This window comes from Pseudomonas batumici, assembly GCF_000820515.1.
In the GTDB taxonomy this organism is placed as follows: Bacteria; Pseudomonadota; Gammaproteobacteria; order Pseudomonadales; family Pseudomonadaceae; genus Aquipseudomonas; species Aquipseudomonas batumici.
This window is the reverse complement of sequence record NZ_JXDG01000003.1, coordinates 36193-50542: the sequence shown is the minus strand read 5'-3', so window position 1 is coordinate 50542 and position 14350 is coordinate 36193. Positions and strand designations below refer to the sequence as shown.

The 14350-nt window shown below is 65.4% G+C and carries 15 protein-coding genes; 4 read left to right on the top strand and 11 right to left on the bottom strand.

The genetic code is table 11. The features are described 5' to 3' along the window. The first annotated feature begins 68 nt into the window (after positions 1 to 68). Positions 69 to 773, top strand: a complete 705-nt coding sequence (locus UCMB321_RS00800) for a YebC/PmpR family DNA-binding transcriptional regulator (RefSeq protein WP_040063095.1) — start codon at positions 69 to 71, stop codon at positions 771 to 773. A gap of 135 nt (positions 774 to 908) precedes the next feature. On the opposite strand, the gene UCMB321_RS00795 is transcribed toward UCMB321_RS00800, so the two are convergent. The 9 genes from UCMB321_RS00795 to UCMB321_RS00755 all read right to left on the bottom strand — a co-directional run bounded on the left by UCMB321_RS00795 (position 909) and on the right by UCMB321_RS00755 (position 10196). Beyond that, entirely contained in the window at positions 909 to 2219 is a 1311-nt protein-coding gene (locus tag UCMB321_RS00795; RefSeq protein WP_040063094.1) for a leucine-rich repeat-containing protein kinase family protein, read from the bottom strand. 60 nt (positions 2220 to 2279) lie between these two features. After that, the gene (gene zapE / locus UCMB321_RS00790; RefSeq protein WP_084614748.1) at positions 2280 to 3473 is read right to left on the bottom strand and encodes a cell division protein ZapE; all 1194 of its coding nucleotides are present in this window, start codon (positions 3471 to 3473) and stop codon (positions 2280 to 2282) included. 179 nt (positions 3474 to 3652) lie between these two features. Continuing rightward, the gene (locus UCMB321_RS00785; RefSeq protein ID WP_040063092.1) at positions 3653 to 4705 is read right to left on the bottom strand and encodes an ABC transporter substrate-binding protein; all 1053 of its coding nucleotides are present in this window, start codon (positions 4703 to 4705) and stop codon (positions 3653 to 3655) included. Positions 4706 to 4738: 33 nt separating this feature from the next. Then, on the bottom strand, positions 4739 to 5854 hold the full coding sequence (locus UCMB321_RS00780; protein WP_040063090.1) for an NAD(P)/FAD-dependent oxidoreductase: 1116 nt from the start codon (positions 5852 to 5854) through the stop codon (positions 4739 to 4741). Beyond that, positions 5851 to 7206: an FAD/NAD(P)-dependent oxidoreductase gene (locus UCMB321_RS00775; protein WP_040063088.1), complete on the bottom strand. Its 1356-nt coding sequence runs from the start codon at positions 7204 to 7206 to the stop codon at positions 5851 to 5853. Before UCMB321_RS00775 ends, UCMB321_RS00780 begins: the two co-directional genes overlap by 4 nt. Beyond that, positions 7203 to 7493, bottom strand: coding sequence for a (2Fe-2S)-binding protein (locus tag UCMB321_RS00770; RefSeq protein WP_040063086.1), 291 nt, complete (start codon positions 7491 to 7493; stop codon positions 7203 to 7205). The genes UCMB321_RS00775 and UCMB321_RS00770 overlap by 4 nt, the downstream gene beginning before the upstream one ends. 7 nt (positions 7494 to 7500) lie before the next feature. Continuing rightward, positions 7501 to 8295, bottom strand: coding sequence for an ABC transporter permease (locus tag UCMB321_RS00765; protein WP_040063084.1), 795 nt, complete (start codon positions 8293 to 8295; stop codon positions 7501 to 7503). After that, positions 8296 to 9171, bottom strand: coding sequence for an ABC transporter permease (locus UCMB321_RS00760; RefSeq protein WP_040063082.1), 876 nt, complete (start codon positions 9169 to 9171; stop codon positions 8296 to 8298). It lies immediately after the preceding gene. Beyond that, entirely contained in the window at positions 9168 to 10196 is a 1029-nt protein-coding gene (locus UCMB321_RS00755) for an ABC transporter ATP-binding protein (RefSeq protein ID WP_040063080.1), read from the bottom strand. Before UCMB321_RS00755 ends, UCMB321_RS00760 begins: the two co-directional genes overlap by 4 nt. A gap of 241 nt (positions 10197 to 10437) precedes the next feature. Between UCMB321_RS00755 and UCMB321_RS00750 the strand changes: the two genes are divergently transcribed. Continuing rightward, positions 10438 to 11280: an IclR family transcriptional regulator gene (locus tag UCMB321_RS00750; RefSeq protein ID WP_040063538.1), complete on the top strand. Its 843-nt coding sequence runs from the start codon at positions 10438 to 10440 to the stop codon at positions 11278 to 11280. Positions 11281 to 11295: 15 nt separating this feature from the next. On the opposite strand, the gene UCMB321_RS00745 is transcribed toward UCMB321_RS00750, so the two are convergent. Both UCMB321_RS00745 and UCMB321_RS00740 read right to left on the bottom strand, forming a co-directional pair. Continuing rightward, positions 11296 to 12045, bottom strand: a complete 750-nt coding sequence (locus UCMB321_RS00745; RefSeq protein ID WP_040063079.1) for an anti-sigma factor family protein — start codon at positions 12043 to 12045, stop codon at positions 11296 to 11298. Continuing rightward, on the bottom strand, positions 12042 to 12548 hold the full coding sequence (locus tag UCMB321_RS00740; RefSeq protein ID WP_040063077.1) for an RNA polymerase sigma factor: 507 nt from the start codon (positions 12546 to 12548) through the stop codon (positions 12042 to 12044). The genes UCMB321_RS00745 and UCMB321_RS00740 overlap by 4 nt, the downstream gene beginning before the upstream one ends. Positions 12549 to 12733: 185 nt before the next feature. On the opposite strand from UCMB321_RS00740, the gene UCMB321_RS00735 reads away from it, so the two are divergent. Both UCMB321_RS00735 and UCMB321_RS00730 read left to right on the top strand, forming a co-directional pair. Further along, a complete protein-coding gene (locus tag UCMB321_RS00735) occupies positions 12734 to 13813 on the top strand; it encodes a catalase family peroxidase (RefSeq protein ID WP_040063076.1) in 1080 nt (359 codons plus the stop codon). Further along, positions 13810 to 14349, top strand: a complete 540-nt coding sequence (locus UCMB321_RS00730) for a cytochrome b (protein WP_040063074.1) — start codon at positions 13810 to 13812, stop codon at positions 14347 to 14349. The genes UCMB321_RS00735 and UCMB321_RS00730 overlap by 4 nt, the downstream gene beginning before the upstream one ends. Position 14350 lies beyond the last annotated feature (1 nt).

The following is a 14350-nucleotide window of genomic DNA, read 5'->3' as shown; positions in this document are numbered from 1 at the left end:
CCGTATAAACTGGGCGGTAAAGCGTCGGCCAATAAATGTCGCGACGCCTCTGATCGAGAGAGTGAGTAATGGGCGCACAGTGGAAGGTTAAACACAAAGAAGCCGCGGCCAACGCCAAGGGCAAGATCTTCGGCAAGCTGGTCAAGGAAATCACCATTGCCGCGCGCAATGGTGCGGACGTCGCCACCAACGCACATCTGCGCCTGGTGGTCGAGCAGGCGAAAAAGGCCTCGATGCCCCGCGAGACCCTGGAACGTGCCATCAAGAAAGGCTCGGGACAACTGGGCGAAACCGTGCAGTATCACCGCGTGACCTACGAAGGCTTCGCCCCGCACCAGGTGCCGCTGATCGTTGAATGCGTCACCGACAACATCAACCGCACCGTGGCGGAAATTCGTGTGGCGTTCCGCAAGGGCCAACTGGGTGCGTCGGGTTCGGTGTCCTGGGACTTCAACCATGTCGGCATGATCGAAGCCACCCCGGACAGCCCGGATGCGGACCCGGAAATGGCCGCCATCGAAGCCGGAGCCCAGGATTTCGAGCCGGGCGAGGAGGGCGCGACCCTGTTCCTCACCGAGCCGACCGACCTCGATGCGGTACAGAAAGCCCTGCCGGAGCAAGGCTTCACCGTGTTGTCGGCCAAGCTGGGCTACCAGCCGAAGAACCCGGTCAGTGGCCTGAGCGACGAGCAGATGGCAGAAGTCGAAGCCTTCCTCGAAGGCCTGGACAACCATGACGACGTGCAGGACATGTTTGTCGGCCTGGCGGGCTGATCCTGTAATCCTGTAGGAGCGAGCTTGCTCGCGATGGTAGTCAGGACACCGCGGGGTATCAGGTGCCCGGCGTTATCGTTGACGTCCATCGCGAGCAATCGAGCGTCGACCGGCTGCTCCTACAATGGCATTGTTTTATGCCAGCGTTGCGCAGATCGCTTCGAACCCCGGCCGGGCCAGCACATCCGGCTGGGTGCAGCGCAACTGCAAGGCCTGGAGCGACTCAAGCGTGGACGGCTCCAGGCCTCCATCGATCCGCTCCAGCAACTCCCCGAGCAAAATCCCGAACGCGCGCACCTCGATCCGTTGCAGGGCGCGGGTTTCCAGGCTGTCCGTCGGTGCGTGGAACGACGCCGCGCCAAAATCCCCGAGCAGGCAATCCCCGGTTTCGTTGTAGAGAATATTGTGCGCGTACAGGTCGCCATGGCAGAGCCCCAGGCGGTGCAGGTGCGCGCCCACCGAGGCGATCCCGCGCGCCATGCGCAAGGCCTGGTCGGCGCTGAAACGGGTCTCGTCCCGGTACACATCCCGGCTGCACGAGTCGAGGCTGGGCAGCGCCGCGAGGTTGGCGAAGCGCGGGTCGATCAGTTCCATCACCAGGCCCGCCTGGCCGTCGGGATGACCGGCGATACGCCCTTCGACCTTGATCAGGTTCGGATGCAGGCCCGCCGCGATACAGGCATTCATCTCGTTCAGGGGCGAACCGTCGCTGGTCATGCTGCCCTTGTACAGCTTCACCGCCACCGGCAAGGCCGGCGCCGGCGGGCGGCTCCAGAGGGCCTGGCTGATCACGCCCGAGGCCCCTTCGCCCAGGCGCTGCTCAAGTTGCAGCTGGTCCCAGTCGATGGTCGGGGTGGTGTCGCCGACCAGCACTTCACCGGTGTGGTCGAGCTTCGGGTTACCGGCATAGGCGATCCAGGACAGGCTTGGCAAGGTCAGCAGCCACTCGGGCAACTCGTCCAACTGGTTGGCGGCGATGCGGATCAGTTCCAGCCGGTGGCAATCCGCCAGGCTGGCGGGCAGGGTGCGCAGGCGATTGCCCGCCAGCATGAGCTTCTGCAGCAAGGGCCGGCGTCCCAACTCCTCCGGCAGCTCGGTGATGCGGTTGTCGGTCAGGATCAGCCAGCGCAGCAGGGGCGGCAGGCCGGCGGCCGGTACCTGCTCGATGCGGTTGGCCTTGAAGGCGACCATGCTCAGTTTGGCGCACTGGCCCAGGCAGGCCGGCAGTTCGGTGAACTGGTTGTCCGAGCAGAACAGGATGCGCAGGTGCGTCAGCCGGTGCAGATCGTCCGGCAGGCTGCTCAGGGCGTTGCCGCTCAGATTGAGGATTTCCAGGGAGTCGGCCAGTTGGAAGATTTCCCGGGGGAACTCGGTCAGCCCGCAGGACAGGTCGAGTCGCTTGATACCGGTCAGTTGGCCGGCGCGCAGTTGGGCAAGGGTATCCATAAGCGGGCGTGAGTACTCGTCGCGATCATCGAAAAAAGACCGCCATGATAGCAATGTTGTTCAGGTGCGGCGCAGTGATGAGTGGGCGCCGCTCGTGTTGAGGTCGATATCAGTCGTGGCGATGGCTTCAGGCCCGACTTCGAGCAACTGTCCCAGCCGGCTGCGGGTCCGCGCCAGGTCGATGGCGTTGCCGCCCAGGCTGTCGCGCAGCGGACGCTCGCCGATCAGCAGCAGGCGCTTGTCCTGGTCGTACAGCACGTCGATCAGGTTGATGAAGCGCTGCTGGGCGGCGATCGAGCAGTCCTCAAGACTGGGCAGTTCGTCGATGATCCAGGTGTCGAAGCGTCGGCACAATTCCAGGTAGTCCATCACGGCCGTGGGCTGGTCGCACAGATCGGCGAACTCGAAGCGCACTGTGCGCTCGGCACACAGGCGCACGTTCAGTTGCCGGGCGCCCACCCGCAAGGCAAAGGCCGGGGCCTGGCGCTCCGGCAACCGCAGGGACTGGCGTTGTGCCGGGCTGCCCGGCCAGACGTACTGGCCCTGGGTGAACTGCTGCTGGGTATGGCTGTGGGGCTGGCCGCGGTAGTCATGCGGACCGCCGACCTCCATGACCTCCATGCGGGCGTTGATCAGGTCGATCACCGGTTTGAAGCGGGCGTGATAGAGCGGGTTGGGCAGCAGTCCTTCGGGCGGGTAGTTGGAGGTCACCAACAGCAGCACGCCCCGTTGGAACAGGGCCTTGAACAGTCGGCTGATGAGCATCGCATCGCCGATGTCATGGACATGGAACTCGTCGAAGCACAGCAGCCGACAGTCCTTGAGCAGTTCGTCCAGCGTCCGGCCCAGGGCATCTGGCGCTTCCCGGTGGCGGAACATGCCCTGGTGCAGGTGGGTGAAAAAGTCGTGGAAGTGGACCCGCTGTTTCTCGGCAATCGGCACGGCCTGGAAAAAACCGTCCAGCAACCAGCTCTTGCCGCGTCCGACCGCCCCGTGCAGGTACAGGCTGCGTTGCCGGCTCCGGGGGGAGGTGTGCAGCAGCGCACTGGCCTGTTGCGCCATGCGCTCGATGACCCGCTGTTGGCTCAGGCTCAGGGTGTAGCCCTGGTGATGGGCTTTGCGCCGGAAATATTCGTGCACGTCGTGGGACGGTGGCAGGGGGCTGGCCTTCCCGGCGAAAGCCTTGCCGAAAAAGCGGCGCAAGGCTGGCCAACGGGACTTCACGCCAGGGCGATGGGGGGGCAGGACGGCCAACGGAGAGGATCCCCTTGCGTAAAGGTCCAGAGGGTCGGGCTCATGGTGTCGCGAGCCGCATCGAGCGCTATCTTGCAGGCGGCGGCGCTAATTTAACCAATACCCAAGGCGCCGACCAGCGATCTCGAAAATGCATGACTCCGGGACCCCGCTCCGGGGCGTCGTCGCCCCCAGGGCCGCTAGCGCTCGATACTGCGATTCCAGCGCGCGTTCCACTCCGGGCGCAGCAGGTTGACCTGGTCCCAGTCGATGGCCACCGCGGTTTCCAGGTAGTGCTTCATCGCCTCGACCTGACCCCGGGTCTTGTCGGTGGTCGGGGTGTTGGGGTTGGACGGGATCTGGTCGCCATCTTCCAGCGCCGCCGCCTGGGCCTCGGGCGTGAGCAGGAACTCGGCGAGTTTCTGCGCCAGTTCGGGCTGGGTGTTGTTGGCGATCGCGCACTCGGCCACGTTCAGCACCACCGCGCCTTCCTTGGGTTGTGCGTACCCCACCGGGATGCCCTTGAGCTGGAGCGCGGTGACCTGGGTCGGCGTCAGTGGAAACAGCGCCGCTTCATCGGTCTGGACCATCTCCGACAGCTTGGCCGAACTCGGAATGTACTCCAGCACATTGCGCCCCACGCTCTCCGGCCAGGCCTTGAAACCGGGGTCGACGTTGGTCTCGCTGCCGCCCTGGATCCGGTTGAACATCAGGAACCCGTGCAGGCCGAAGGTCGAGGACGACATCGACTGGAACACCAGTTTGTCCTTGTATTTGCTGTCCGCCATGTCCATCCACGAGGTCGGCGCGGCCCAGCCTTTTTCCTTGAACAGCCGGGTGTTGTAGGCCAGCCCGGTCACCCCCAGGCTGACCGCCACCGCCTGGTCCTTGATCCGCCCCTTGGCCGGGATCTGCGCCAGGGTCGGGTTGTCTTCGAGCTTGCTGCACAAACCCATGGAGATCGCCCGGTACATGATCCCGTCATCGAGGAAGATCACGTGCAATTGCGGGTTATCCTTGCTTGCCTGGACCTTGGCGAGGATGTCGGCGGACGTGCCGGGCACGATGACCACCTTGACGTGGTTGGCCTTTTCGAAAGGTGGCAGCACCTTGTCGGTGTACAAACGCTCCATGGTCCCGCCGTTCATCCCCAGGTACAGCGTGGGCTCGGCCTGGACCGGCGCGGCGACGAGCAGGGCAGTGAGAGGCAGGCAGGACAAACCGATCAGGGCATTGCGTTGAGTCTTCTTCATGGCGCGATCTTCCTCTGGGTTCTGACGGCCCGCTCAAACGGCGGGAGTGGATTGGAAACGGGTTATGGAAAAAGCTTCGATCGGCGTCGACGACTGGCCCTGGCACACCAGTTCGGCCAGCACTTCACCTACCGCCGGAGCGATCTGGAAGCCCGCCCCGGCAAAGCCGAAGGCGTGCAGCAGGCCGGGTTGGGTACGGCTCGGGCCGATCACCGGCTGGCGGTCGGGCAGGTAGCCTTCGGTGCCGCTCCAGGTACGAATCGCCTGGGCGCCTTCCAGGAACGGGTAGAGCTCGACGGCTTGCCGGAGAATCTCCAGCACGGCGGCCTGCCCCGGGCGGGCGCGGGCGTGATCGAGGGCAAAACCCTGGCCGCCACCCAGCACGCAGTTGCCGCGGGTGACCTGGCGGGCATAGATGCCGCCGCCCTCGACGCCGGTGCTGGCGTCCATCACCCGGGGCAAGGGTTCAGTCACCAGCATGGCCGGATGGCCGGCGTGCATGGGCACCGTTTCACCGAACCGGGCGGCGAGGTTGCCGGCCCAGGCGCCAGCGCAATTGAGCAGCCAGGGGGCGCGGACTTCGAGGCCTGTTTGCGTGCGCAGGATAAAGCGTCGGCCATCATGCTCGACCTCGCTGACCTCGCTCTGTTCCAGCACGGTCGCGCCGAGCAGGCGGGCGGCCCGGGCAAATGCCGGAGAGACCAGTCGGGGGTTGGCATGCCCGTCGTCGGGGCAGAAGGACGCGCCCTCGGCAATCTTGCCGACCCAGGGAAAACGTCGCTGCAACTGCTCGCGGTCAAGCATTTGCAGGTCGAGCCCGAAGCCCTGGCTGCTGTCGGCATAGGCGTGCAGGGCGGCCAGGTCGTCGAGGCTGCGGGCCAGCTTGAGATGCCCCGAACGCTGGTATTCGCCGTCGATGCCGATCAGCTCAGGCAGGCGCGCCCAGATCCCGTGGGCGCGCTGGGACAGCGGCAACTGCGACAACGGCCGTCCCTGGCGGCGCACCCCGCCGTAGTTCACGCCGCTGGAATGGGAGCCGCAGAAGTCCCGCTCCAGCAGCGCCACGCGACGGCCTTGACGGCTCAGGGCCAGGGCTGCCGAAGCGCCGACGATGCCGCCGCCGAGAATCACCACGTCGACTTCGATCATGGCGCGACCTCCACGCCGAAGGGCAATGGCTTGATCGGCGCCTGGGCGCGCAAACGGCCAATGCCGTCCAGGCCCAGGCCGCTTTCACTGGCGATGATTTCCGCCGCCGCCGCGCCACAGATCCGTCCCTGGCAGCGGCCCATGCCGACCCGGCAATGAGCCTTGACCCGATTGATTTCCCAATGGCCTTCGCGGACCACCGCGCGCACCTCACCGACGCTGACTTCCTCGCAGCGACACAGCATCAGTGTGTCCGGGGCGTCCGGAGCCCAGCGCTCGGGGAAGGGGAATGCCTGTTCCAGTCCTTGGCGGAAGGTATCGATGCGTTGCAGGCGAGCCTCCAGAAATGCTGTTCGCTGCGGATCGACGGCGCGTCCAAGGTCTTCCAGCAGGGCCAGGGCGGCCCGCTCGCCGGCCATTTCCGCCGCATCGGCGCCCATGATTCCGGCGCCATCGCCGGCCAGGTAGACACCCGCCACGCTGCTGCGCCCGGCAGTGTCGCGATCGGGCAGCCAGGCGCGGTTCAAGGGATTCCAACTGAAATGACAGCCCAGCAGATCGGCCAGTTGGGTTTCGCTGCGCAGGCCGTGAGCAAGGGCCAGCGCGTCGCAGTCAAGCGCGTGCAGGGACGTGCCCTGGCGCCAGCACAACGACTGCACGCGTTGCTCGCCGTCGATCTGTTGCAGATGGGCGTCCTGGTGCACCGGAATGCCGTGGGCCATCAGCCAGCTTCGGTAATACAGGCCCTTGGCGAGGGTCAGCGGTTGCTTGAGCAAGCCGGGCAGGGCGCGGCACTGGGCGCTGAAGGGCGCACTGTCGAGCACCGCCACGACCTTGGCTCCCGCCTTGGCGTATTGGTAGGCCACCAGGTACAGCAGCGGTCCGCTGCCGGCGAATACCACCCGTTGACCGATGGCACAACCCTGATACTTCAGGGCAATCTGCGCGGCGCCGAGGCTGTAGACACCGGGCAAGGTCCAGCCCGGTACCGGCAGCACCCGGTCGGTGGCGCCGGTGGCGACGATCACCCGGGCATAGGCCAGGCGCCCGGCGCGGCCTTGTTGCAGTGTGTCCAGTGCACCGTCCTCGGCGTTCCACACCAGGGTGTCGGGCCGATAGTCGAGCTGTTCGCGCAGACGGTCGAGGGTCTGGTGGACAGCGACGGCCTTGCGGGCTTCGAAACCGTAGAGTGTCACCGGCGAGCGGCGGAAGTTCTCCGGCTGGCGCCGATAGATCTGCCCGCCGCCGCGCGCGGCTTCATCCAGCAGACAGGGCCGCAGGCCATGGGCAACCAGGGTTTGCGCGGCACGAATGCCGGCCGGTCCGGCACCGACGATCACAATCGCACTCACGACCGCGGTCTCCCTTCACGACTCACCTGCTGCCCGGCTTCGAGCATCGTCGAACATGCGCGCACCCGGCGCCCGTCGGCCAGCCTGACCCAGCAATCCTGGCAGGCGCCCATCAGGCAGAACCCGGCGCGAGGCTCGCCGCTGAAGTCGCTGTGGCGCAGATGTTCACCGGCGGTCAGCAGGGCGGTGAGCAGGGTGTCGCCCTGCAAACCGCTGGCCGGCTCGCCGTCGAGGGTGAAGTCCAGGGCCGGGCGATCGCCTTCGGCCAGTCGTTTCAGCAGCGCCATGTCGACCTCATTGTTTGCCTACCAGTACCCGGTCCAGGCCGTAGACCCGGTCGAGCAGAATCATCGTCAGCGCGGTCAGCGCGATCACCAGGGCCGAGACCGCCGCCATCATCGGGTCGATGGACTCGGTGGCGTAGACGTACATGCGCACCGGCAGGGTCTGGGTCGCGGGGGAGGTGACGAAGATCGACAGCGTCACTTCGTCGAAGCTGTTGATAAACGCCAGCAGCCAACCGCCGGCCACGCCGGGCAGGATCATCGGCAGGGTGATCTGGCGGAACAGGGTGAAACGCCCGGCACCGAGGGATTCGGCGGCCTGTTCGGCGCTGCGGTCCATGCCGATGGCGGCGGCCAGTACCAGGCGCAGCACATAGGGCGTGATCACCAGCACATGGGCGAAGATCAACCAGGTGAAGCTGCCGTTGACCCCCTTCAGGGCGAACAGGCGCAACAGCGCCACGCCGAGCACCAGGTGCGGGATGATGATCGGCGAGAGAAACAGGCCGTTGAGAAAGTCCCGGCCGGGGAAGTTATGCCGGGTCATCGCCAGGGCCGCCGGAACGGCGATCAAGGTCGCCAGGCTGGCGGCGCTGAAGGCCAGGATCAGGCTGTTGTAGAACGCCCGGACAAAGTCCGCGCGTTCGAACACCGCGCGGAACCAGCGCAATGAGAAGTCCGTGGTCGGCAGGCTCAGGGTATTTTCCGGCGTGAAGGCCACCAGGCAGACCACCACCAGCGGCGCCATCATGAACACTACGATCAGGCTGTGGAACAGCAGGGCCAACGGGCCGTTTCTGGACATTTACGCGGCCCCCAGGGATTTCTTGTAGCGACGTTCGATCATCCGGTTCCACGACAGCATGATCAGCAGGTTGAGCAGCAACAGCACCACGGCAATCGCCGCGCCCATCGGCCAGTTGAGCTCCGAGAGGTACTGGTCGTAGACCAGGGTCGCGACCATCTTCAGCCGGCGTCCGCCGAGCAGGCCGGGAATCGCGAAGGAGCTGGCGGCCAGGCCGAACACGATCAGCGTGCCGGACAACACCCCGGGCATGACCTGCGGCAACACCACCTGGCGCATCACGGTGGCGTGGCTGGCACCGAGGGACAGCGCGGCCTGTTCGGCGGCCGGATCGAGCTTCTGCAAGGAGGTCCAGACCGGGATGATCATGAACGGCAACATCACGTGGACCAGGGCGATCACCACCGCGAACGGCGTGTAGAGCAGCTTCATCGGTGCCAGGCCGAAGGCTTGCAGGCCATGGTTGACCAGGCCGTCGGCGCCCAGCAGGAGGCTCCAGCCGAAGGCCCTGACCACCACTGAAATCAGCAATGGCGTGAGGATCAGGATCAGGAAGATCGAACGCCAGGGCGTGCCCATGCGGCTGAGGACGTAGGCCTCGGGCACACCGATCAGCACACAGAGCAGGGTGGTCAGGCCGCTGATCCAGAAGGTGCGCAGGAAAATTTCATAGAAGTACGGATCGCTGAACAGTACGCCGTAGTGTTCCAGGGTGTAGGCGTTGCTTTTGACCCCGGTCTGGTAATCGAAGACGTTGAACGACAGCACGCCGGTCAGGCCCAGCGGCAGGACCAGCAGGCCGAGGTAGAGCAGCAGCGCTGGCGCCGACAGCAGGTAACCGCGGCGTCCCTGGCGCATCCGCGCGAGCAGGCTCATGCCGGTACCTCGCCGTGCTCCAGCACCCGCAGAAGCTCCGCCGGCCAATCCAGGCCCACCGCCGCGCCTTCGTTCAGCGGCGCCGAACCGTCATTGCGGCGCACCACCGTGACTTCGCCGATAGCGGTGTCGATCCGATACAGCCACTGGCTGCCGAGAAAGAAACGGCTGAGGATCTTCCCGGGCAAACGCCCGCTGCCGGCGGCCAGCAGGTCGATCTTTTCCGGACGCAGGCTCAGGGTCAGAGCACCTTTACCCGGCAGTTGACGGACCTGCGGACAGCCATTGGCGTCGCGGTCTCCCGGTAGCAGGTTGGCCTTGCCGACGAAACCGGAAATAAAGCGCGTGCGCGGGTGCTCGTAGAGTTTATAGGGCTCGTCGATCTGGGTGATGCGCCCGGCCTGCATCACCACCACGCGGTCGCTGATGGACAGGGCTTCGGCCTGGTCGTGGGTGACCATCAGGGTGGTGATGCCGACTTCACGCTGGATGCGACGAATCTCGAACTGCATCTCTTCGCGCAGATTGGCGTCGAGGTTGGACAGCGGTTCGTCGAGCAACAGCACCGGCGGCTCGATCACCAGCGCCCGGGCGAGGGCGACCCGCTGGCGCTGGCCGCCGGACAGCTCGCGCGGATAACGTTCGGCGTGCTGGTGCAGGCGCACCAACTGCAGCACCGTTGCCACCCGTCTGCGCACTTCGGCGGCCGGCACCTTGCGCATGCGCAGGCCGAAGGCGACGTTGTCCTGGACGCTCATGTGGGGAAACAGCGCGTAGCTCTGGAACACCACGCCGAGGCCGCGACTGCTGGGCTTGGCATGGGTGATATCACGGTTATCGAGAATAATCGTGCCGGCGCTGACCTCGACGAAGCCGGCGATCATTTGCAGGGTCGTGGTCTTGCCGCAACCGGAGGGGCCGAGCAGCGAGACGAACTCGCCCTTGTCCACCGAGAGCTGCGTGGCGACCACGGCATCGATCTCGCCATAGCGCTTGCACACGCCTTCAAGTCGTAGAAAGGCCATAACTGCGTTCCACCTGTGGTTGTTGTCGTGCACGCGGGGCGCACTTTTCTTGTCATGGGCAGAGACGAAAGGGTGTTGCCGGGGTACGTGGTGCTCGACGGGTGTCGGCTACCGATGTTGTTCGAATCGCCCCTTGTGGACGCAGAGTAGGACGAAGCCTAGGATGTGCGAAAGAGTGAATTTCACTGAAAGAATGATTATTTTCACTTTCATTCAGTGGGTAAAATTTCAGGTGAAAAAGATGCCAGCAGATTCCATTAATCGGAATGAAAAGAAGAATGAAGTCGGTGTCGGTGCGGTGTCACGGCTGTTTGCCGTGTTGCGCAGCCTGGGGGAGACTCCGGAGGGCGGTGAACGGGTGACCCAACTGGCCGAGCGGGTTGGTTTGTCCCAGCCCACCACGCACCGGCTGCTGCGCAGCCTGGTGGACGAGGGGATGGTCGAGCAGGACGCACGCAGCAAACGCTATCGCCTGAGCCTGGAGTTCTTCGCCCTTGCGGCCCGGGCCGGACAGACCGGCAATCTGCGTGAACTGGTGCGGCCGGCGTTGCTGCGGTTGTCGGCGTCGCTGGGGGATTCGCTGTTTCTCCTGGCCCGCAGCGGTTTCGATGCGATCTGCCTGGACCGTAGCGAAGGGCCGTTTCCGATCCGCACCTTTACCGGTGATATCGGTGGGCGCGTGGCCCTGGGCGTAGGGCAGGGCAGCCTGGCGATCCTCGCGTTCCTGCCGGAAGAGGAGCGGGAAACGGTGATCCGCTACAACCTGCCGCGGCTGCGGGATTTCCATCTGTATGACGAAGTGCTGCTGCGTTCGGAGGTGGAGAATGTGCGCAAGCTCGGTTATGCCGGTCGCAACACTGGCGTGCTTCAGGGCATGGCCGGGGTCGCGGTCCCGATCCTGGATCGCGAGGGCCGGGCGGTGGCGGCCTTGAGTGTCGCCACCATCAGCGACCGACTCGGGCCGGATCGCCTGCCGACGGTGGTGGAGTTGCTCAAGCGCGAGGCGGCGGCGATCGGTCCGCGGATCAATCCGTTCGATCCGTTGTTGCGGCGGCCGTCGCAGATATTTGGTACTCCGGAGTAGTGGGGTTTGTCTTGCCTAGAACCGGGCGGTCTGCTGCAGCAGCTGCGCCGCCGGACTGTCCGCCGGGGTGACTATCGCGTAGTTGTAGCCGCTGCCGGACCAGTATTCGGCCTGCAGTTCGCCGTCGCGCCGATGTCCGCGCTCCAGCATATAGTTCCTCGGTCCCGGCGGCCGCACGTAGTAGCCGATCCGCTGCCCTTGCGGGTTCTCATACAGGACCATCGCGGCCGCGCCCTGCTCGGTGCTCAGCAAGCGCGCGCCGACCGGTTTGAACCCGGCATTCTGCAGGTTCGGCAAGCGGTTGGCCTGGGTGAAATAACGGTCGAGCCAGTTTTGCAGGTCGCCGCTCTGCTCGACCTTGAAGTCCGCCGGCAGGATGTCCTGGGTGGCGAACAGGCGATAGGCCTGCACCGCATCGGCCATCGGCGCGGGCAGCGGGAAGGTCATCTGCCGGGCCTGCCAGCCGCCGACGCCGCCGAGGGTCACGGCCAGCAGCAACACCGCGGCGCTGGCCAGGTGACGGCGGGACCTGCCACGCAGGCGCTGGCGAATCCGCGTCGGGTCCAGTGCCGGGTTCGCCGGCATCTGCAAGACACCGCCCAGGGCCGCCCGCAAGTGCTGGGCGTCGCGTTGCCAGTCGCGGACCTGTTCGGCCAGTTCCGGGTTGGTCGCCAGGTATGTCTCCAGCAACTGCCGGTCGGCGTCGCCGAGCTGATGATCGACGTAGGCGTGCAGGTCACGCTCGCTTGGGGGAAGAGTGATCATTTCAGTATCCGCAGGGAGGGGCTGGTGATTTCGCCGTCGCCGAGCTGGCGCAGGGCTTGGCGGGCGCGGGACAGACGCGACATCACGGTACCGGTGGGGACGTCGAGAATCTCGGCGACTTCCTTGTAACTCAAACCTTCCACCGAGACCCAGAGCAACAGCGCCCGCTGCTCGGCGGGCAACTGCTCGAAGGCTTCCAGGGTCGACTGGGCCACCACCGTGCGTTCCACCGAGGGTTGGGCGTCGCCCCGACCGGTGAAGAACTCGAGCATCCGCGCATAGCGTTTGCCGCGACGGTGGGCGTCGATGAATTGTCGATACAGGATCGAGAACAGCCAGGCCCGCAGGTCGCCCTCGGCACGCTTGTCACCCCAGCTGGACAGGGCCCGCTCCAGGCTGGCCTGGACCAGATCGTCGGCGCTGCTGGGATGACGCGTCAGCGACAGGGCGAAGCGCCGCATCCGCGGGATCAGCTCACGTAACTGTGCATCGAGATCGTTCATGGAATCCTGCGGGTTCTTGACCCGTCGCTACGCCTGGACCAGCAAGACGCCTGGCTTCGCAGGTTATTCCAACGGCCGGAAAATAAATATTCGAACAATCAATCGAGGAGCCGGGAATAAACCGCGCCGACCTTCGTCCTATAGCTCCTTCACCGTGTGGCCGCCTGAGGCCCTGGAGTTCTTTCATGGTAGATCACACCCCACCGCCCCTCAGTGGTTCGAGCAAGGCCTTGCGCCTGGCCGGCATCGCCGTCGTGGTCGGTGCCCTGGCCGGGGCCTTTGCCTATGTCGGCGGTCGGCTCGACCCGCAGCGCCTGACGCCCGGGCGCATCGTCGATACCTTCGAGAAAAACAACGGCCTGCATGCCGGTTTCAGACGCAATCATGCCAAGGGTGTTTGTGTGGCCGGGTATTTTGAAGGCAACGATGCCGCGCGTGCCTATTCCACCGCCCAGGTCTTTCGCGAAGGCAGCGTGCCGGTGGAAGGGCGCTTCGCCTTGCCCAGCGGCAATCCCTACGCGCCGGACAGCAGTGTGCCGATTCGCAGCCTCGGCTTGCGCTTCACCCAGGCCAACGGCCAGCAATGGCGTACTGGCATGAACAGCATGCCGGTGTTTCCGGTGGGCACGCCCGAGGCGTTCTTCCAGCAGCTCCAGGCGGCCGCGCCCGACCCGAGCACCGGCAAGCCGAACCCGGCGGCCATGGCGGCGTTCTTCGCCGGTCACCCGGAAACCGCGCCGTTCCTGCAATGGATCAAGACCGCCAAGCCGTCGGCCAGCTACGCCACCGAAAGCTACAACGGCCTGAATGCCTTCTACCTGGTCAACGCGGCCGGCCAGCGCCAGGCCGTGCGCTGGGGGCTGGTGCCGCTGAGCCAGGATGCGGCGGGTGCGATGGCGCCGGACGGTGCCGATTTCCTCGCCAGGGACCTGGCCCAACGCCTGGCGGCGGGGCCGCTGAAATGGCAGTTGAACCTCACCCTGGCCAGTCCCGGCGACCCCACGGACGATGCCAGCCGGCAATGGACCGGCGAGCACAAGGTGCTCAACGCCGGCACCCTGGTGCTGGAAAGCACCCAGCCCCAGGACGACGGCGATTGCCGCGATATCAACTACGACCCGCTGGTCTTGCCGAGTGGCATCGAGGCTTCGGCCGACCCCCTGCTGGCGGCGCGTTCGGCGGCCTATGCCAGTTCCTATCTGCGTCGCACCAGCGAAGTGGGCGCATTGCCCGCCGTCCATTCGTCACAGGAGTCCCGCCCATGAGCGCCCCGTCGAATCACTTCGCCCCCTTGGCGCGTCTGCTGCATTGGTTGATGGCGTTGATGATCCTGGCGATGCTGTTTATCGGTGCTGGTATGGTGGCCTCGGTGTCCGAGCGGCATGAGTGGTTGCTGCACCTGCACAAGCCGCTGGGGATTGCGATCCTGCTGTTGGTGGTGGTGCGTCTGCTGGTGCGTTTCAGTACTCGCCAGCCACCGCTGCCGAGCGATTTGCCGGGCTGGCAGGTGCTGGCGGCGAAGCTGTCCCATGTGTTGCTGTATGGCTTGATGCTGGTGTTGCCGCTGCTGGGCTGGGCGATGATTTCGGCGGCGGGGGATCCGGTGATGTTGAGCGGTTCGTTGCAGTTGCCGGCGCTAGTGTCGGCCAATGCGACGACCTTTGCCTTCCTGCGCAAGGCCCATGGCTACCTGGCGTATCTGCTGTTCCTGACGGTGTTGCTGCACCTGGCGGCGGCGCTGTTCCATGGCTGGATTCGTCGGGACGGGGTGCTGGAAAGCATGGTGCGCGGCAAGGACTGAA